Source organism: Spongiactinospora sp. 9N601 (assembly GCF_044326295.1).
Classification (GTDB): Bacteria; Actinomycetota; Actinomycetes; order Streptosporangiales; family Streptosporangiaceae; genus Spongiactinospora; species Spongiactinospora gelatinilytica.
Genome location: NZ_JBIRBB010000024.1, coordinates 86,571 through 104,481, shown reverse-complemented (window position 1 = coordinate 104,481; position 17,911 = coordinate 86,571). Strand labels below are relative to the sequence as shown.

Annotated in this window: 15 protein-coding genes and 1 pseudogene; 10 read left to right on the top strand and 6 right to left on the bottom strand. The window is 69.5% G+C overall.

Translation table 11 applies throughout. The features are described from left to right. Positions 1 to 61: 61 nt before the first annotated feature. From lexA to ACH34R_RS39540, 3 genes are read right to left on the bottom strand one after another with little or no spacing between them, the layout of a single operon-like run. Positions 62 to 730 (bottom strand): transcriptional repressor LexA, encoded by a 669-nt coding sequence (gene lexA, locus ACH34R_RS39550; RefSeq protein WP_397566787.1) that lies wholly within the window; start codon positions 728 to 730, stop codon positions 62 to 64. Positions 731 to 757: 27 nt separating this feature from the next. Next, positions 758 to 2,134: an aspartate aminotransferase family protein gene (locus tag ACH34R_RS39545; RefSeq protein WP_397566728.1), complete on the bottom strand. Its 1,377-nt coding sequence runs from the start codon at positions 2,132 to 2,134 to the stop codon at positions 758 to 760. Positions 2,135 to 2,161: 27 nt separating this feature from the next. After that, positions 2,162 to 3,610: an APC family permease gene (locus tag ACH34R_RS39540; protein ID WP_397566727.1), complete on the bottom strand. Its 1,449-nt coding sequence runs from the start codon at positions 3,608 to 3,610 to the stop codon at positions 2,162 to 2,164. Positions 3,611 to 3,749: 139 nt separating this feature from the next. On the opposite strand from ACH34R_RS39540, the gene ACH34R_RS39535 reads away from it, so the two are divergent. The 3 genes and pseudogenes from ACH34R_RS39535 to ACH34R_RS39525 form a co-directional block, all read left to right on the top strand. Further along, complete coding sequence (locus tag ACH34R_RS39535) at positions 3,750 to 4,355, top strand: TetR/AcrR family transcriptional regulator (protein WP_397566726.1); 606 nt, start codon at positions 3,750 to 3,752, stop codon at positions 4,353 to 4,355. Next, entirely contained in the window at positions 4,355 to 5,434 is a 1,080-nt protein-coding gene (locus ACH34R_RS39530; protein ID WP_397566725.1) for a P1 family peptidase, read from the top strand. Before ACH34R_RS39535 ends, ACH34R_RS39530 begins: the two co-directional genes overlap by 1 nt. A gap of 281 nt (positions 5,435 to 5,715) precedes the next feature. Continuing rightward, positions 5,716 to 6,657: pseudogene (locus tag ACH34R_RS39525) on the top strand (amidohydrolase family protein); the annotation flags it as partial. A gap of 47 nt (positions 6,658 to 6,704) precedes the next feature. Here ACH34R_RS39525 and ACH34R_RS39520 read toward each other — a convergent pair. Continuing rightward, a complete protein-coding gene (locus ACH34R_RS39520) occupies positions 6,705 to 7,160 on the bottom strand; it encodes a hypothetical protein (protein ID WP_397566724.1) in 456 nt (151 codons plus the stop codon). A 479-nt stretch (positions 7,161 to 7,639) separates the two neighbouring features. Here ACH34R_RS39520 and ACH34R_RS39515 point away from each other — a divergent pair, with 479 nt between their 5' ends. Beyond that, positions 7,640 to 8,728, top strand: a complete 1,089-nt coding sequence (locus tag ACH34R_RS39515) for an MAB_1171c family putative transporter (protein ID WP_397566786.1) — start codon at positions 7,640 to 7,642, stop codon at positions 8,726 to 8,728. Between the two features lie 197 nt (positions 8,729 to 8,925). Here ACH34R_RS39515 and ACH34R_RS39510 read toward each other — a convergent pair whose 3' ends face one another. Next, a complete protein-coding gene (locus ACH34R_RS39510; RefSeq protein ID WP_397566722.1) occupies positions 8,926 to 10,599 on the bottom strand; it encodes an ABC-F family ATP-binding cassette domain-containing protein in 1,674 nt (557 codons plus the stop codon). A 92-nt stretch (positions 10,600 to 10,691) separates the two neighbouring features. Between ACH34R_RS39510 and ACH34R_RS39505 the strand changes: the two genes are divergently transcribed. Beyond that, the gene (locus ACH34R_RS39505; protein WP_397566721.1) at positions 10,692 to 11,297 is read left to right on the top strand and encodes a TetR/AcrR family transcriptional regulator; all 606 of its coding nucleotides are present in this window, start codon (positions 10,692 to 10,694) and stop codon (positions 11,295 to 11,297) included. Between the two features lie 2 nt (positions 11,298 to 11,299). Continuing rightward, a complete protein-coding gene (locus tag ACH34R_RS39500; protein ID WP_397566785.1) occupies positions 11,300 to 12,007 on the top strand; it encodes a GAP family protein in 708 nt (235 codons plus the stop codon). A 14-nt stretch (positions 12,008 to 12,021) separates the two neighbouring features. Here ACH34R_RS39500 and ACH34R_RS39495 read toward each other — a convergent pair whose 3' ends face one another. Next, positions 12,022 to 12,195, bottom strand: coding sequence for a hypothetical protein (locus ACH34R_RS39495; protein WP_397566719.1), 174 nt, complete (start codon positions 12,193 to 12,195; stop codon positions 12,022 to 12,024). A gap of 89 nt (positions 12,196 to 12,284) precedes the next feature. Between ACH34R_RS39495 and ACH34R_RS39490 the strand changes: the two genes are divergently transcribed. From ACH34R_RS39490 to ACH34R_RS39475, 4 genes are all read left to right on the top strand, one after another. Beyond that, the gene (locus ACH34R_RS39490; RefSeq protein WP_397566718.1) at positions 12,285 to 13,997 is read left to right on the top strand and encodes an ABC transporter ATP-binding protein; all 1,713 of its coding nucleotides are present in this window, start codon (positions 12,285 to 12,287) and stop codon (positions 13,995 to 13,997) included. Continuing rightward, positions 13,997 to 15,802 (top strand): ABC transporter ATP-binding protein, encoded by a 1,806-nt coding sequence (locus tag ACH34R_RS39485; RefSeq protein ID WP_397566717.1) that lies wholly within the window; start codon positions 13,997 to 13,999, stop codon positions 15,800 to 15,802. Before ACH34R_RS39490 ends, ACH34R_RS39485 begins: the two co-directional genes overlap by 1 nt. A gap of 54 nt (positions 15,803 to 15,856) precedes the next feature. Continuing rightward, positions 15,857 to 16,411, top strand: coding sequence for a TetR/AcrR family transcriptional regulator (locus ACH34R_RS39480; protein ID WP_397566716.1), 555 nt, complete (start codon positions 15,857 to 15,859; stop codon positions 16,409 to 16,411). Between the two features lie 994 nt (positions 16,412 to 17,405). Next, positions 17,406 to 17,813 carry a MarR family winged helix-turn-helix transcriptional regulator gene (locus tag ACH34R_RS39475; protein ID WP_397566715.1) on the top strand — a complete coding sequence of 136 codons (408 nt, stop codon included), beginning with the start codon at positions 17,406 to 17,408 and terminating at the stop codon, positions 17,811 to 17,813. The last annotated feature ends 98 nt before the right edge of the window (positions 17,814 to 17,911 follow it).

The following is a 17,911-nucleotide window of genomic DNA, read 5'->3' as shown; positions in this document are numbered from 1 at the left end:
GGTACGAGAGCGACCATCGTTTTAGATCAGTCCAAAACCCCCATTTCCCCCCGGGGGCTGATCAGATGTTGCGCAGGACCGAGACGACGATGCCCAGGATCGCGGCGTCCTCGCCGTCGATGACGTCGTAGGCGGGGTTGCGGGGTTCGAGGAGGACGCGGCCGGCGCGGCGGCGGTAGACCTTGACGGTGGCCTCGCCGTCGATCATCGCGGCCACGATCTGGCCCGAGTGCGCCTCGGGCTGCTGCCGTACCACGACGATGTCGCCGTCGCAGATCGCCGCGTCGATCATCGAGTCGCCGCGCACCCGCAGGCCGAACACCGTGCCCCGCCCGGTCAGCTCGCGGGGCAGGGTCAGCGTGTCGTCCAGGTGCTCGACGGCCGTGATGGGCGTGCCCGCCGCGATGTCGCCGACGACGGGCACGGTCACCACGTCGGCGGCCGGCCGCGGGGCCGCGGCCCGCATGAACAGCCGCACGTCGATCGGCCGGGACAGCCCCGTGCCCCGGCGCAGGAACCCCTTGTCCTCCAGGCTCCTGAGGTGGCGCGACACCGACGAGGTGGACCGCAGCCCCACCGCCTGGCCGATCTCGCGCGTGCTCGGCGGGTGGCCGTGCCTGGCCACCCAGTCCCGGATGGTGGCCAGGATGCGCTGCTGCCGCGGCGGCAGGGCCGAGACGTCCAGGTACTCGAACACGTCGGGATCGCCGTAGGAGGTCACCCGCGAAATGCTAGAGCGTCCCGGCCCCGCCGGCGGTCACAGCAACGCCGCGGCCTCGGTGAGGGTGTGCCGCAGGATGCGTTCGATCTCGTCGAACTCGGCCTGGCCGCAGATCAGCGGCGGGGCCACCTGGACCACGGGGTCGCCGCGGTCGTCCGGGCGGCAGTACAGGCCGTTGTCCCGCAGGGCCGCGGGCAGGTGACCGCGGATCAGCAGGTCGCGCTCCTCGGCGTCCAGGGTCTGCTTGGTGGCCTTGTCCTTGACCAGTTCCACCGCCCAGAAGTAGCCGTCGCCGCGGACGTCGCCGACGATCGGGAGGTCGAGCAGTTTGCGCATGGTCGCCTCGAACGCGGCCTCATTGTCCAGCACCCGCCGGTTGAGCCGCTCCCTGTCGAAGATGTCCAGGTTGGCCAGCGACACCGCCGCGGCCACCGGGTGGCCGCCGAAGGTGTACCCGTGCGGGAACATGGTCTTCCCGTGCAGGAACGGCTCGGCGATCCGGTCGGTGGCGATCATCGCGCCGATCGGGGCGTAGCCGGAGCTCATGCCCTTGGCGCAGGTCACGATGTCCGGCACGAAACCGAACTTCTCGCAGGCGAACGTCGTACCGTGCCGCCCGAACGCGCAGATCACCTCGTCGGAGACCAGCAGCACGTCATAGGTGTCGCAGATCTCCCGGACCCGCTGGAAGTATCCGGGCGGCGGGGTGAAACAGCCGCCGGAGTTCTGGACCGGTTCCAGCACGACCGCGGCGACGGTCTCCGGCCCCTCGAACAGGATGGCCTCCTCGATCCGGTCGGCCGCCCACCGGCCGAATGCGACCGGGTCGTCACCGTGCTCGGTGGCGCGGTAGATGTTGGTGTTCGGCACCCGGAAACCGCCCGGGGTCAGCGGCTCGAACTGCTGCTTCATCGCGGGCAGCCCGGTGATCGCCAGCGCGCCCTGCGGGGTGCCGTGGTAGGCGATGGCCCGGCTGATCACCTTGTGCTTGAGCGGGCGGCCGGTGAGTTTGAAGTACTGCTTGGCGACCTTCCAGGCGCTCTCCACCGCCTCGCCGCCGCCGGTGGTGAAGAACACCCGGTTCAGGTCGCCGGGGGCGGCGTCGGCGAGCCGTTCGGCCAACTGGATCGCCGGCCGGGTGGCGTACCCCCACACCGGGAAGTACGCCAGCTCGGTGGCCTGGGCGGCCATCACCTCGGCCAGTTCGCGGCGGCCGTGGCCCACCTGGACGACGAACAGGCCGGACAGCCCGTCGAGCATCCGCCTGCCCTGCTCGTCCCAGATGTAGGCGCCCTCGCCCCGGGTGATGACCGGGCCGGGAGGCGCGGCCATCCGGGTGAAGTGCGGCCACAGGTTGCCCCAGCCCGCCTCGGCGACGTCTGCCGTGGGGGGATAGTGCTCGGTGAACGTCATGTACGGTCCCTTCCCTGTACGTTCCGCCTATACGGATTCGAGCGGTTCCGGCGTGTTGGTCTCCTCCCCCGCAGGGCCGCGCAGTACCCACTGGCCGCGCCCCCGCAGCACCAGTAGGTAGTACAGCGCGGCGACGGCGCACACGCCCAGGGTGATCAGCAGGCTGGTCCGCCCGACCACGGGGTCCATCGCGTTCTGCCAGATGACGTAGGCCAGCGCGGCCAGGGCCAGTACCGGCGCGACCGGGAACCACGGCATCCGGTAGGCGGCGTGCGCGGTGGTGCCGTTACGCCGGCCGGCGAGCACGGCCAGGCACAGCGCCGCGTACACCGCGACGAGGGAGGTGCCGGTGACGACGAGCAGGAGTCCTTCGTCGGCGAAGCACAGCACGGTGGCGAACCCGCCGGTGACCAGCGTGGCGATCCACGGTGTGCCGGTACGGGGGTGGATCGCGGCCAGGCCCCGGCTGACCGCGCCCGGCCAGGCGGTGTCCCTGCCGGTGCTGAACACCATGCGCGCGGAGATGAGGATGATCGCCAGCACGGCGTTGACGATGGCCAGCGCGATGACCAGGCTGATCACGGTGTTCACCGTCGCGCCCGCCTTGGTGGCGACGAAGAGGCCCATCATGTTGCCGGAGGCGAACAGTTCGGTCAGCGACGGCGCGCCGAGCAGTACGGCGGTGATCGGGACCAGCTCGGCCACGACGGTGATCGCCAGCGCCCACAGGATGGCGCGGGCGATGCCGCGCTGGGCGTCGGTGGTCTCCTCGCCGAAGTAGACCGCCGAGCCGTACCCGTTGTACGCGAAGATCGCCACCGCCGCCGCGCCGACGATCAGCCCCGCCGAGGCGGGCGCGACGACGCCATCGGCCACCGTGACGGGCGCGGTGAGCAGTTCGCCGAGCGAGCGCGCCGGGTTCAGCAGCCCGAGGGCGCTCACCACGACCAGCGCGATCATCTCGATCGCCAGGAAGATCCCGGTGATCCAGGCGTTGAGCTTGATGTCGAACACGGCCAGCACGGTCGCCGCCGCCGTGATCATCGCGGCCACGGCCGGGCCGGGCACCCCCGGGATCAGCACCGCCAGGTACGTGCCGACGCCCAGCGCGATGACCGCGATGATCAGTAGTTGGGTGATCACCAGCAGGCCGAGGATGACGAACCCGGGCAGCCTGCCCAGGGTCCGGCCGACGATGGCGTACTCACCGCCGCTGAGCGGATAGGCCGAGGCCAGCTCCGCGTAGACGAAGGCCATGAAGACGCCCACCACCGCCGCGATCACGAAACTCCAGAACGCGCCGCTGCCCGCCTGGCGCACGACGCCCGGCGCGATGATGAAAACGGAGGAGGCGGGGGTGATGGCGGAGAGGGTGATGAGCAGGGTGCCGAGTACTTTGAGCCCGCGGCGCAGCGGCGGGGCGGAGGTGGCGGAGGGTGTGGAGGCTGTGGAGGGTGACGACGACGGATCCGACATGGCGGCCTCCTGAGTCGTGGTTCTTTGACTGGCCATAAAAGAACTCGACCCCGGCCGACGTCAATAGTGTCTTGAGCACGACTAAGTCACGAAGCGTACGCTCTTGCGTTATTTGATGATCGGCTGAAGAATGACCGCCATGCCACGACCAAGCCGAGCGCATCACCGGCGCGGCGAACTCGTCGCCGCGGCCCGTCGAGCCGTTCTCGACCGGGGCGTGCTGGACCTGCGGCTGCGTGACGTCGCCTCCCAGGCCGAGATGTCCACCGGCTCGGTCCTCTACTACTTCCCGACACTCGGCGACCTGCTGCACGAGGTGCAGCGCGACGCCGTCGAGCGGTTCTGCGTGGGCCGCGAGGAGGCCGCGCGCCGCGAGCCCGACCCACGCAGAAAGCTGGTCGGGACCATTAGGGCGGGCCTGCCCACCGGCAGGGACGACGAGCTGAGCGTGCTGCTCTACGAGCTGGGCGCGTACGCCCGCCGCACCCCCGCCTACGCCGCCCAGCACATCCGCCTGTACGAACGCCAGGCCGGTCTCTACACCGCGATCCTCGAAACGGGCGCGGCGACCGGGGTGTTCGACCTGACCCGCGCCGCCGCCGCCATCGCCCGGGGCCTGGTCGCCCTGGAAGACGGCCTGGGGCTGCACATCACCCAGGCGGTGCCCACGTTCACCCCGGCCGAGGCCGAGGCGATGCTGATCGCCTACGCGGCCGACGCCACCCGCTGCGACCTGGAGGTCTGATGCGCGCCCGCGACCTCGGCCTGCCCCTGACCGGGGACACCGGCCCGCTCAACGCGATCACCGACGTGCCCGGCGTCGAAATCGGCTACACGACGCTGATCGAGGGCGACGCGGTCCGCACCGGCGTGACCGCGATCCTGCCGCGCCCCCGGCCGGACGTCCACCTGCCGTGCGCCGCGGGCCGGTACTCCCTGAACGGCAACGGGGAGATGACCGGCACCGCGCTGCTGGACGAGATCGGGTCGGTACGGCTGCCGGTGCTGATCACCAACACGCACGCGGTGGGGCCGTGCCACCGGGGCGTGATCGACTGGGTGGCGCGGGAGAAACCGCAGGTCGCCGAGCAGTGGCTGCTGCCCGTCGTGGCCGAGACCTGGGACGGCTACCTCAACGACATCAACGGCCCGCACGTCCGGCCCGAACACGCCGTGGCCGCGATCGACGCCGCGGCCGGGGGGCCGGTCGCCGAGGGGTCGGTCGGCGGCGGCACCGGGATGAGCTGCTACGCCTTCAAGGCCGGCAGCGGCACCTCCTCCCGGGTGGTGCCCTATGGCCGGGACTCCTACACGGTCGGCGCGTTCGTCCAGGCCAACTTCGGCTCCCGCAAGGAGCTGACCGTGTGCGGGGTACCGGTGGGCGCGCTGCTCGCCGACGACAACCCGATCGAGAAGGGCGAGTGGCGGCACCCGCCCGGTGCGGGATCGGTGATCGCCGTCATCGCCACCGACGCGCCGCTGCTCCCCGGCCAGTGCTCGGCCCTGGCCCGCCGCGTACCGCTCGGCCTGGCCCGCACCGGCACCACGGGCTCGCACTTCTCCGGCGACATCTTCCTGGCGTTCTCCACCGGCAACGTGCTCACCCCGTCGGAGTTCCCACACGGCGAGCCCGGCTACGACACCCTCCGGCACATCCCGTGGAACCGGATGGACGACTTCTTCACGGCCGTCGTCCTGGCCGTCGAGGAAGCGGTACTGAACGCCCTGGTCGCAGCCACCACCATGACCGGCCGCCAGGGCCACCGCGCCCCGGGCATCCCCGTGGACCGCCTGGTGGAAGCGGTACTCAACCCCCACCGGTAAAGGAGCCTTCGGCACGCCCCATTTCTGCGACCCTCACCGTGCTCCCATCCCGCCACCGCGCACCCTGAGCAGTCACCGTCAAGGTGGCCATGTCAGAAGGCGTGATCCCCGTTCGGGATACAACCGGCAGTCACGAACCGTGGCCGACCGAGAACACAACCCCGGTCGAATATGAAGACCCACATAACCGGCTCTACGAATTAAACCTGTGGTGATGACAACCTCCGAAAACGACCTGACGATAAGCTTGCACACAGGCACTAACTGTCGCGTCGGCACGTCAGATCCTTGACGGAGGGATCACCACGGTCCGGGGCCTGGGAGATCGAGGAGGACTGGTGTTTCGCCTCCGAGATGCGATCGCGCAGGGGCGGCTGCCCGGACCGCGAATTGTGGCGGCGGGAACCCCCTTAACCGTTCCTGGCGGGCACTGCTGGTTCCTCGGTGGGGAAGTCGATGGGGAGTGGGCCATACGGGAGTTAGTTCGGCGTAACGCTCGCGACGGCGCCGATCTGATCAAAGTGATGGTCTCCGGCGGGCAGATGACCCCAGGCGGCGCCTCGATGTCGGAGTCTCAGTTCACCGTGGACGAGTTGCGCGTCATCGTGGAAGAGGCCACTCGTCACGGTCTACCGACGGCCGCGCACGCACATGGCACGAGTAGTATAGCCGCGTCGGTGGCCGCAGGGGTGGATACGATCGAGCACTGCACCTGGCTCTCCGATGACCGGTTCGATCCCCGTGACGAGGTCGCCTCCGAGATCGCCAAGAAGGGAATCTTTGTGTGCCCCACGGTGCCGCCGAGTTGGCGGAGGATGGCCACATGGATCGGCGAGGAGCGGGCCGCGCGCCTTCACTCCCGGCTGAGTTGGATGGACCAGCACGAGATTCGCCTGGTAGCCGGATCCGACGCTGGCATGCCGACATCGGTCTTTGACGATCTCGTGAGTAGTTTCAGCCTGTTCGAGCAGCAGGGATTCTCACGGGAGCGCATCATCGAGATGGCGACCGTGGACGCCGCCGCGGCCATCGGGCAGGCTGCTGTCACCGGGCGTCTTGCACCTGGATACCGCGCCGACCTTATCGTGGTGCGGGGCGACCCGCTGACCGATCTGGGCGCACTGCGCGAGCTCCGACTGGTTCTCGCGGACGGGCGGCCTCATTTTCCCGTGGAGCCCGGTGTTCAGGAGATGACCGCCCAGCCTCCCGGCCAGAGGCGGTGATCTTTCCTTGGGCGTGGCGACGACTACCCAAAGCGAAACGTCGGCGATCACGCCCTTCTCGGCGACTGGAGGCGGAACACGGCGGTGGACCCGGTGTGCGCGATGATCGTCTCCAGGCTGTCGTTCGTGCTGAAGGGAAACGCCGCTGCGGCGAAGGGGATATCCAGCACGGCCAGGTACGCTTTGATCACTCTGGCGGCCTCCTCACCTTCAACAAGAACGGCCTGCGAAGGGCCCTCCCCCTCACCGCGGATCAGGCACTCGCCAGACGCGAGAAGATTCATCACCCAATGCCGTCGCCGATTCGGTGCGGCCAGGTAATGGATGCCGGCGAGCTGGACGACGGCAATGGGTACGCTACGGGCCTTTCCGGTGTGCCGACCACGCACCTGTATTACGCGCAATGCGTACGCCCCTTCATGGTAGGGCTGAGGAGGCATGCTCAGAATCTTACTCACCATCATCGCGTTGATCTCTCGCGGATGCTTGTCCGACTGATTCATAACTCCTCATTCATTCAGACCCTTAGTCGGTATGATAGCCCTGTAGATTCGGAAGGACAAGACAACTCTGGGTGGCGATATGCGGGAGAGCACAGTACGACGGAGATGTCGTAACCTGCTCCGGCAGCTCAATATTCGGCCTCCGCTCAACGTTGCCGACTTGTGTCGACGTTTAGGTGACTGGCGACACCGTCCGATCAAGCCGGTGCCCTATGCGTTCCCGATACCTGGCCCTTAGGGCCTTTGGGTGCAGATCGAGACGGCCGACTATACCTTCTATGAGGAGAGGACATCCCCCCATCAAGATCATAGCAGGAGAGGGAAGCAGAACTCATCGCCACAATTATTCTCGAATGGGCGAGTGTCCTGAATGTGATCCACCCGCTGCTATTCGATGAGAACGCCCCTCATGACGCCTCATTCAACACGTCGCCGCTCAGTCATCAGGGGTGGCTGTGAATCATCCATTCGCGCTCTTGATGGCCTCTTTGATCATAACTGGCATTGTGGCCGCCAACCTCCTCCAGGTGCGCCGGGCCCCGGACGACCTGCCACTGCGTGCAGCGCTGGCAGGTGTGAGCTGCCTCCTCTTATCAGTTCTGGTTAACATCCCGGAGATCCGTCTGGTCCTCGACGGGTTCCAGCTGGGGATCGCGAAGTTGTTCGTCAACCTCGTCACCATACTTTGCTCGTATTTCGTGCTGGCGTTCTTCTTGTACTCCATCGAGGGACAGGCGGCGGTCCACCGTACGCGCCGCCAACGCCTACTGGTGCTGCTAGTATGTACGGTACTCACGATAACCTGGTTTCTTGCGCCGCCTGACGTGAGGGGAGCTCCCGCAGATCTCGTCAATGGCTACAATATGCAGGCTAGGATATTCGTCCTGACAGCGTTGGTCTACATGGCGTACACCATGGCCAGGGCGCTGCGCCTAGTGAGAAGATACATTCGTGCGGCCGTTAGCACGCATGTGCGACTCGGCATAAGGTTGTTCTATTCGTCGCTTCACGTCCTCATCATCGGGGCGGTGCTCAAGGCCGGCACAATCCTGCTACAGGGTGCGGGTATCTCTATCGACACACCGCTACTCAGGATTCTCAACTCCGGCTACCTGATCTTCGTGCAGATCGGGATTTCCGCCTTCGCGGTCGGGCTTGGCTACCCATTGATTGCCAGCATGATCGTCGGAATTCCCGTCTGGATCCGGCACAGGGGCTCGTACCGCCGATTGGAGACGCTGTGGCGAATGCTTAACGAGGAGTTCCCCGAGCTTACCCTGAGCGGCGGAAGTGAGCCGCAGCGGCGTCGGAGGGCGGGGTGGCTGCGCATCCACCGCGGATACTATCGCCGCGTGATCGAGATTCGCGATAGGCTCATTCTGCTTGCCCCGTACTTCACCCGCGAGACTGCGGATCGGGCTCGGACGAACGGCGCGGCGGCGGGCTTGTCTGGATCGGATCTGGGCGCCTTCGTTCAAGCTTCGCTGATCGTGCACGCATTGGAGAGCAAGCATCTCGGGTGTGCCGGCGGAAAGCACCGACCTGTTTCCGGCCGAGGGTGGACATGACCTCGACTCCGATGCTGAGTGGTTGGTGGGCGTGTCACGGTGGGTTCGGCGATTGGCACGGAAGCCCGGTCGCTGAGTGACCGTTCACACACTTATAGAGCCCCCCCGTTTGGGACACCAAGAACCATGCGGGCGGCATGCTGATGTTCCGTGCCGATGAATGGTCGGCGTTCCCTGCCGTAGGAAAGTTCTACCTTTCAACGTGACGGACTCGAACGGCCTTCGTCCGCCGTCGGGTAGGTATTTGGCTCTCGTTCGACGCGGGTCTCGTCCCAGATCGGCTCAGCGCTCTCATAGACGGTGCCGTCGGTGCCGAAGATGAGGAAGCGGTCGAAGTCGGCGGCGAACCAGCGGTCGTGGGTGACGGCCAGGACGGTGCCGGAGAAGGAGGCGAGGCCCTGTTGCAGGGCCTCGGCGCCGGCGAGGTCGAGGTTGTCGGTCGGTTCGTCGAGCAGGAGCAGGGTCGCGCCGGACAGTTCCAGTAGCAGGATCTGGAGGCGGGCCTGCTGTCCGCCGGACAGGGTCTCGAAGCGTTGGCCGGCGGCCGGGGCGAGTTCGTAGCGGGCGAGGGCGGCCATCGCCTCGTTCAGGGTGAGGGCGTGCCCGGTCGTCACCAGTTCGGCGGGGGTGCGGCCGTGCAGGTCGGGGCGGGTGTGGGTCTGTACGAAGTGGCCGGGGGTCACCCGCGCGCCCAGGCGTACCGAACCCCGGTGCGCCACCTGCGGCACCGCGCCGTCGGCCGCCTCGGCCAGCAGCCGCAGGAAGTGGGACTTGCCCGAACCGTTGGATCCGAGGACGCCCACGCGCTCGCCGTACCAGATCTCCGTGCCGAAAGGCCGCATCAGGCCGGTCAGTTCCAGATCCTCGCAGGTGACGGCGCGTTTGCCGGTGCGGCCACCGCGCAGCCGCATGCGTACGTTCTGCGGCCTGGGCGGGCGTTCGGGCGGACCCGCCTCCTCGAAGCGGGCCAGGCGGGTGCGCGCGGCGCGGTAGGCGGAGGAGACGGCGTCGTTGTTGGTCGCGGTCTGGCGGAGGGTCTGCACCAGGCGCCTGAGCTTGGCGTGCTCCTCGTCCCAGCGGCGGCGGCGTTCCTCCAGCCGGTCGATGCGGCTCTGGCGGCCCTCGGCGTACGTCGCGAAGCCGCCGCCGTGCACCCAGACGCCGCGCGCCTCCACGGTCACGATGCGGTCGGTGGCGTCGGCCAGCAGTTGCCGGTCGTGCGAGACCAGCAGCACCGTCTTGGCGGTGGCGCGCAGTCGTTCCTCCAGCCACAGCTTGGCGGGCACGTCGAGGTAGTTGTCCGGTTCGTCGAGCAGCAGGACCTGATCCGGGCCGCGCAGCAGGGCCTCCAGGACGAGCCGTTTCTGCTCGCCGCCGGACAAAGTGCCCACTGGACGCGCCCTGACCGCGTCGTACGGCAGGCCCAGGGCCGCCGTCGCGCAGGTGTCCCACACCACGTCCATGTCGTAGCCGCCGGCGTCGGCGTAGTCGCTGATCGCCTGCGCGTAGGCCAGTTGGGCCGTCTCGTCGTCGCGTACGGCCATCGCCGCCTCGGCCCGCGCCAGGGTCGCGGCGGCGGCGCGCACCTGGTCGGGGGCCACCGAAAGCAGCAGGTCATGAACGGTCCGGTCGTCGCGGACGCTGCCGATGAACTGCCGCATCACGCCCAGCCCGCCGGAGCAGACCACCCGCCCCTCGTCCGGCCGCAGGTCGCCGGCGACCAGCCGCAGCAGGGTGGTCTTGCCCGCGCCGTTCGGCCCGACCAGCCCGGCCTTGACGCCGTCGCCGACCCGGAACGACACCTCGTGCAACAGCAGCCGCCCGTCCGGCAGCACGTAGGTGAGCCCGTCAACCTCGATATGTCCCGCCATCGTGTCCTCCCCGGCCAAGCCTACTGGATCGACGTTCTAGTACTAGAACGTCGATCCGGTAAGCCGAAATAATAGTACTGTATTATTTTCTTATGACCCGACATGCCGATCCGGACACGCGGCGACTCCAGATCGCCGACGCACTGCTCCGCACGCTGGCCGAGCGCGGGCTCGGCGGGACCACGCTGGCCGACGTCGCGGCGGCGGCCGATGTGTCGGTGGGCCTGGTGCAGCGGTACTTCCGCACCAAGGACGAGTTGCTGATCTTCGGGATCGAGTACGTCTACCAGCGCGCCACCGACCGCCTCCACCAGGTGGAGATCGCCCCTCCGGTGCGAGACGTCGTGGTACGGCTGATGGAGACGTTCCTGCCGCTGGACGAGACCCGGGAGCGGGAGCTGCGGGTCTGGCTGAACTTCCTGACCGCCTCGCTCACCAGCCCCCGGATGGCCGCGATCCACCGGGCCGCGACCGGCGAACTGATCGACGGCATTACCGACGCCCTCACCGCCGCCCAGCGCACCGGCGAGCTGGGCGGCGACCTCGACCCGAGGGCGGAGGCGACGGCGCTGGTGGCGTTCGTGGACGGGCTGTGCCTCCACCATGCCGCGACCGGCGACGACTACGACATCCCCGTGATCCGCGCGGCCCTGGCCACGTACGCCGGGCGGCTGTTCGGGCGGAGGGCCGGCGCGTGAGCATGACACTCGCGCTGGCGCTGGCCGGGCTGGGCCTGATCGACAGCACCAGCTTCGGCACCCTGCTGATCCCGGTCTGGCTGCTGCTCGCCCCCGGACGCCCGCGCGTCGGCCGGATCGCCGTCTACCTGGCAACGGTGGCGGTGTTCTACTTCTGCGTGGGCGTACTGCTCACCCTGGGAGCCGACGCCGTGCTCGCGGCGGCACGGTCGGCCGTCGCGGCCGTCCCGCCGACCACCCTGAAGGTGGCGCAACTGGTCCTCGGCGTGGCGATCATCGCGCTGAGCTACCGGCTGGAGGCGAAGGCCCGGCGGCGGGAGGGCGAGCCCGGCAAGATCCAGCGGTGGCGCGCCCGGGTGATGCTGGGCGAGGGCGGCGCCGGGAGCCTGATGAACCTGGCGCTGCTGGCGGCGCTGGTGGAGGTGGCCACCATGCTGCCGTACCTCGCGGCGGTGGGCCTGATCGCCAGCGCCGACCTGGGCTGGGGGCTCACCGGGGCCTCGCTCGCCGGATACTGCCTGGTGATGATCCTGCCCGCGATCGTGCTGACCTTCGCCCGCCAGGCCGCCCACCGTACGGTGGAACCCCTGCTGCAACGCGTCAACGACTGGTTGACCAGGAACACCCCCAAGATCCTGGGCTGGACGCTGGGCGGCATCGGCATCTCCGTGACCCTCAACGCCGTGCTCAGGATCTTCCTGGAAGGCTGACCCGGGGGCTGGAATCACCTGCGGCGGGACAGGACGGCGACGGCGGCGAGCAGCACGACCAGCACCCCGGTGAGCCAGCCCATCGCGGTGGTCGCGGCACGAACCGGGCGGCGATGCCTCTGTCCCTGGCCACCCCCGCCGAACGCACCCTCAGCGCCGCCTCCCGCGCCGTGATCGCCCTCATCCATGACTTCCTGAGCCCTCTACTCAGATGACTGACCGTCGGTCAGTAGACTAAGGTTCGCCTTACCTGTCGTTCCCTTACCGGAGGTACCTGGTGAGACGAATCATGGCCCTGGCGACCGGGGTCCGCCGCTACATCTGGCTCGGCGTGGCCCTGCACGCCGCCGTCAGCGTCACCTACGTCGTCCAAGGTCTGCTGCTCGCCCGGGTGCTGGCGCGGATGCTCGCCGGCGACGGGGTCGCCGAGCAGGTCCTGCCGCTGGCGGGGGTGGTCGGCGCGGCCGTGGTGCGCTTCGCGCTGACCTGGACCTCCGAAATCGTGGCGCAGTTGACCGGGGCCGCGACCAAGCAGGCGCTGCGGGCGCGGGCGTTCGCGAAACTGGCCGAGCTGGGGCCCGGGTACACCGCGGGCGAACGCACCGGCGAGGTGAAGGGCGCGCTGGTGGAGGGCGTCGAGGCGCTGGAGGCGTACTACGCCCGCTATCTGCCCTCGTTGATCGCCGTCGGGCTCACCCCGCTGATCGTGCTGGGCGTCATGGCCGGCTACGACCCGTGGTCGGCGCTGATCGTGGCCGGGTTCGTGGTCGCCGCGCTCGTGCTGCCCAAGCTGTGGTCGCGGATGCTCAAGCGCCGGGGCGACGCGCTGATGGCGGCCTACCTGGGCATGGGTGCCACGGTTCTGGACACCCTCCAGGGGCTGGTGACCCTGAAGGCGTTCGGCGCCGCGCGGCGCCGGCGGGACGAACTCGCGAAGGTGTCCGACCGGCTGATCACCGGCTGGAACCGGGTGATGGCGGTCGCCCTGATCGCCCAGATGATCTACACGCTGGTGATCGTCGGCGGCGTGGCCGTCACCGTGGCGGTCGCGGTGGTCCGGGCCGCCGGCGGCTCGCTGGACGTGGGTGCGCTCTTCGTGGTCCTGGCGCTGTCCGGTGAGGCGCTGCGCGCGGTCGGCGTGCTCGCCACCTCCTTCCACGCCAGCTACGACGCCGCGAGCGCCGCGGACGTCATCCACTCCCTGCTCGGCCAGGAGCCGCCCGCGCCCGAGCGGCCCGGCGTCACGCCGGCACGTGGCCTGACGCCCTCGGTGGCCTTCGAGGACGTGTCCTTCTCCTACGTCGCGGGGGAACCGGTGCTCCGCGGCCTGTCCCTCGCCCTGGCCCCGGGCGAGACCGTCGCGGTGGTCGGATCTTCGGGCGCGGGCAAGTCCACGCTGGTGGCGCTGCTGCTGCGGTTCGCCGACCCCGGGGGCGGGCGCGTCACGCTGGGCGGGTACGACCTGCGGGACCTGCCACTGGACCAGGTGCGCTCGATGATCGCGCTGGTCTCCCAGGACACCTACCTGTTCGGCGGGACCGTCCGCGACAACATCGCCATGGCCCGCCCTTCCGCGTCCGACGAACAGGTCACCGCCGCCGCCAAGGTGGCCAACATCCACGACTTCATCGCCGGTCTCCCGGAGGGCTACGCCACCCAGGTGGGCGAACGCGGGCTGCGGCTGTCCGGCGGGCAGCGTCAGCGCATCGCCATCGCCCGCGCGGTACTCGCCGACGCCCCGATCCTGGTACTCGACGAGGCGACCGCCAGCGTCGACGCGGCGACCGAGGCGTCGATCCAGTCCGCCCTCGACCGGCTGACCCAGGACCGCACCACCTTGGTGATCGCCCACCGGCTGTCCACCGTGCGCGACGCCGACCGCATCGTCGTCCTTGAGGACGGCCACATCCGCGAGGCGGGCACCCACCAGGAACTGATCGCCAACGCGGGCCGGTACGCCCGGCTCCTCTCCGCCCAGGAGGCCCACTGATGACCACCGCCATCACCACAGCGCGCGCCCCCGAGATCGGCTCGCCGCTGCTCGCCACGATGCGCCGGGCCCGCGGGCCGCGGGGCACCCTCGTCCTCGCGCTCACCGGCGGGATCGCCCAGCACGCCGGGTCCGTGCTCGCCATGGCCGCCGCGGCCTGGCTGGTCGCCACCGTCGCGACCGGCGGGGCCGGGGAGGACCTCTCTGGCGGGCTGTTCGCGCTCGCGGCCGGCGTGGCCGTCGCCGGGCTCGGGGCCTGGGCCGCCGCGCAGTTCGGCCACGCCTTCGCCTTCCGCTACCAGGCGGGCCTGCGGCTCGCCCTGTACGACGGCCTGGAGCGCAGTGCCCCCCGCGAACTCCAGGGCCGCCGCACCGGTGACATCGCCGCGGTCGCCATGGGCGACATCGAACAGCTTGAGCTGTTCTTCGCCCACCTGCTGCCCGGCGTGCTCAACGCCGTCGTCGTCGGCGGGGCCGGTACCCTCGCCCTGGCCCTGATCGATCCCCGCCTGGCCCTCGTCGCCGCCGCCGGGATGCTGCTGACCGGCCTGGTGCCGGTGATCGTCGCCCGCCGTACCGAGCGCCACGGCAGCCGGCTGCGCGAGGAGATCGGCGGTCTCAACGCCGATGTGATCGACGGCGTGCAGGGGGTCCGCGAACTGCTCGCCTTCCGCCGGATCGCCGCCTGGCAGCAGCGCCTGGCCTCGCGTACCTCGGCCATCCGGCGGCACCGGCTCGCCCACGGCCGCGCGACCGGCTTTCAGCATGGCCTGACCGACCTGCTCACCGCGGCCACCACCATCGTGACGCTCATCGTGGCCGTCGGCTTGGCGGGCGGCGGGCAGGTCACGTTCGCGGCGGCCACCGTCGCGGTCGGGATCACGATCGCCGCGATCCGCCCGGTGCTGGAGGTGGTCGAGCAGGCCGGGCAACTCGCGCCGCTGCGCGCGAGCGCCCGCCGCGTACTGGAACTGACCGACCAGCCCGCCCAGGTCACCGACACCGCCCGCGAGGCTCCCAGCGTGCGGAACCCGGCGATCCGCTTCGACCGTGTCACCTTCGGCTACGAACCCGGCCGGCCGGTGCTGCGCGACCTCACCTTCGACGTGCCGGCCGGTTCCACCGTCGCGATCGTCGGCCACTCCGGCGCGGGCAAGTCCACCTGCGTCAACCTGCTGTTGCGGTTCTGGGACGTCGAGTCCGGAGCCGTCACCCTGGACGGGCACGACCTGCGGGAGTTCCCGCTGGAGGAGCTGCGCCGGCACATCGCGGTCATCCCCCAGGACGTCCACCTGTTCGACGCGAGCATCGCCGACAACCTCCGCCTCGGCGCCCCCGACGCCACCCAGGCCGACCTGGAGGCCGCCGCCCGCGCCGCCAACGCCCACGAGTTCATCAGCGCGCTGCCCGGCGGGTACGACGCCAACGCGGGCGAACGGGGCGCCCGGCTCTCCGGCGGCCAGCGCCAGCGGCTGGCCATCGCCCGCGCCCTGGTGTCACCCGCAACGGTGCTGGTCATGGACGAGGCCGCATCGAACCTCGACACCGAAAACGAACGCGACATCCAGGCCGCGCTGCGCAACCTCCGCCGCGGGCACACCACGATCGTCATCGCCCACCGGCTCTCCACCATCCGCAGCGCCGACCGGATCATCGTCCTGGACCAGGGACGGGCCGTGGAGAGCGGCACCCACGACGAACTGCTCGCCGCCGACGGCGGCTACGCCCGCCTGGTCGCCGCCCAGCGCGACGGCCTCGTCGGCCTCGACCCGCATGATCCGCTCGCGCAGGCGCTGCCCACATGAGACCAGGCCGGGGAGGCGGGGCGGCACCGCGTCCCCGGCCTCTACGCTGGGCTCGTGAAGGGAACCACGCCACGCACGAAACCGGCCGGCGAACGTCGCACGGACCTGCTGGACGCAGCCGAAGCGCTCCTGTTGAGCCGGGGGGTCGATGGTTTCACCATCGAGGACGTGACCACCGGGGCCGGGGTCGCCAAAGGCACCTTCTACCTGCACTTCGCCAACAAGGGCGACCTGCTTGACGCCCTACGCGAACGCTACGTCCAGCGGTTCGCCGAAGCCCAGCTCGCCGAAGCCCGCAAGCACCGGGGCGTGGCCGGCATCCAGGCGTGGATCCGCGCCGGCGTGGCCGAGTACCTGGGCGACGTCCGCCTCCACGACGTGCTCTTCCACCCCACCACCCGAGGCGAAAGCGACGCCCCCAACACGGTCACCACCACCCTCACCGACCTCCTCGCCGCCCTCGACCACCCCCCTGCCGACCCCCAGGTCATGGCCACCATCCTGTACGCGGCCATGCACGGCGTCACCGACCACATCATCCACGCCCCGGACACCGCCGATCGCATGCTCACCGGCCTCAACAACCTCGTCCACTCCGTCCTGACCTGACCCCGCCCAGCCCGACACAGGCAATCCCCGCATACGCGCGAAGCACCCCCATCCCCCGAGCTGCCCGGCACATCGCCGGAAGCCCGAACGTCACTTCGGGCGAGGGGACAGTGCCCAGGCAACACAGACGTTCCCCGGCCCCATGTACTCCAGCCGGGGACCCTCCCGGCATGCGGGGGAGCACGACGGCAGCTCAACCACCTGCCCCTTGACCGCAGGGCCATCCCCGCGCGCGGGGAGCATACTGGCTGACCTGCGGGTTTCCTCGGGGGAAGCGGCGATTTTGAGCACTTTCATAGAAACGGACATTTCACCGACTCCTCACCGGGGGCCGAGAGTACGGCGGGTGGGATTCTGGAAGCCGTTGGAGTGGCAGCGGCACACAGAGAACGATATCCCCGGCGACCTCTCTGGATTGGGGAAGCGGAGACTCATAATGCTCTGGGTCAGCCAGATCAATCCGACCGTTCCCGCTTTACCGACCACTCGGTTGGAGATCGGCATCGGATCGAGCCGGTGGCGCAAGCGTCGGGCGGAGCCCGACACAAATCAATACGGCTGAGCGAAGCGAAGGCCATTGGGCGCGCGGAGCGCGTCCCCTCGCCGGAGGCGAGGGGATCGGCCCGGAGGGGCGATGGGGGACGGCGGGAGAGGGGCGAGCGGTGGGTGGGGTGGACGGGAGTGCTTTGGCTGGTGCTGGAATGGTGAGGGGCCATGGCACATGTGAAAGGCCGGGCACGAGGGCGTGACTGAGTACGGCGGGCGGCAGGCACCTGGGCTTGCCGTAAGTGGAAACCCGCGTCCCCTTCCGGGGCTGCCATGGCCAGCGCCAGAGGCGGCGTTGAGATGGGCTTCACCGGCTGGCGGCCAGCTACTACTTGCCTGCGCAGGCAACGGTACGGCGCGCAAGCGCCCGGCCGTTCCCTACTACAGTGCCGTCATGGCGACTGAGAGGTTGCGGCCCCTAGAGGACGATGCCTGGCGAGGCTTCCTGTTGACCCATGACAGGATCTGGCGCTCGATCGAGGCAGGGCTCGCGCCCCTGAACGTGAGCATGGCCGAGTACAGCGTGCTCTCCCTTCTCGGCGAGGCCGGCGAGAAGGGCATGCGGATGTCCGACCTGGCCGAGCGCCGGCTGATGTCCACCGGCGGGTTCACCCGGCTCGCCGACCGCCTGGAACAGCGTGGGCTCATCGAGCGGCGGCGATCGGCCGCCGATGGGCGCGGCTTCGATGTGACGCTGACCACCGAGGGACGCGCCCTATTGCGCAAGGCGTGGCGTCAGCAGTACCAGGACCTGCACAGGCTCTTCTTCGACCGGCTCGACGACGACGACCTGCGCGCCCTCGCCGGCATCTGGGACCGGCTCGCGCCCGAACCGACCCAGGCCGAGCCGCGTTAAGCCGAACCGCGCCAAGCCGGGCCCCCACACATGGACGGCTCGCGCCCGCACGCAGCGCGAGGCTGCGGCAGATCCGCAGACGGGCGGGCTCCAGCCGG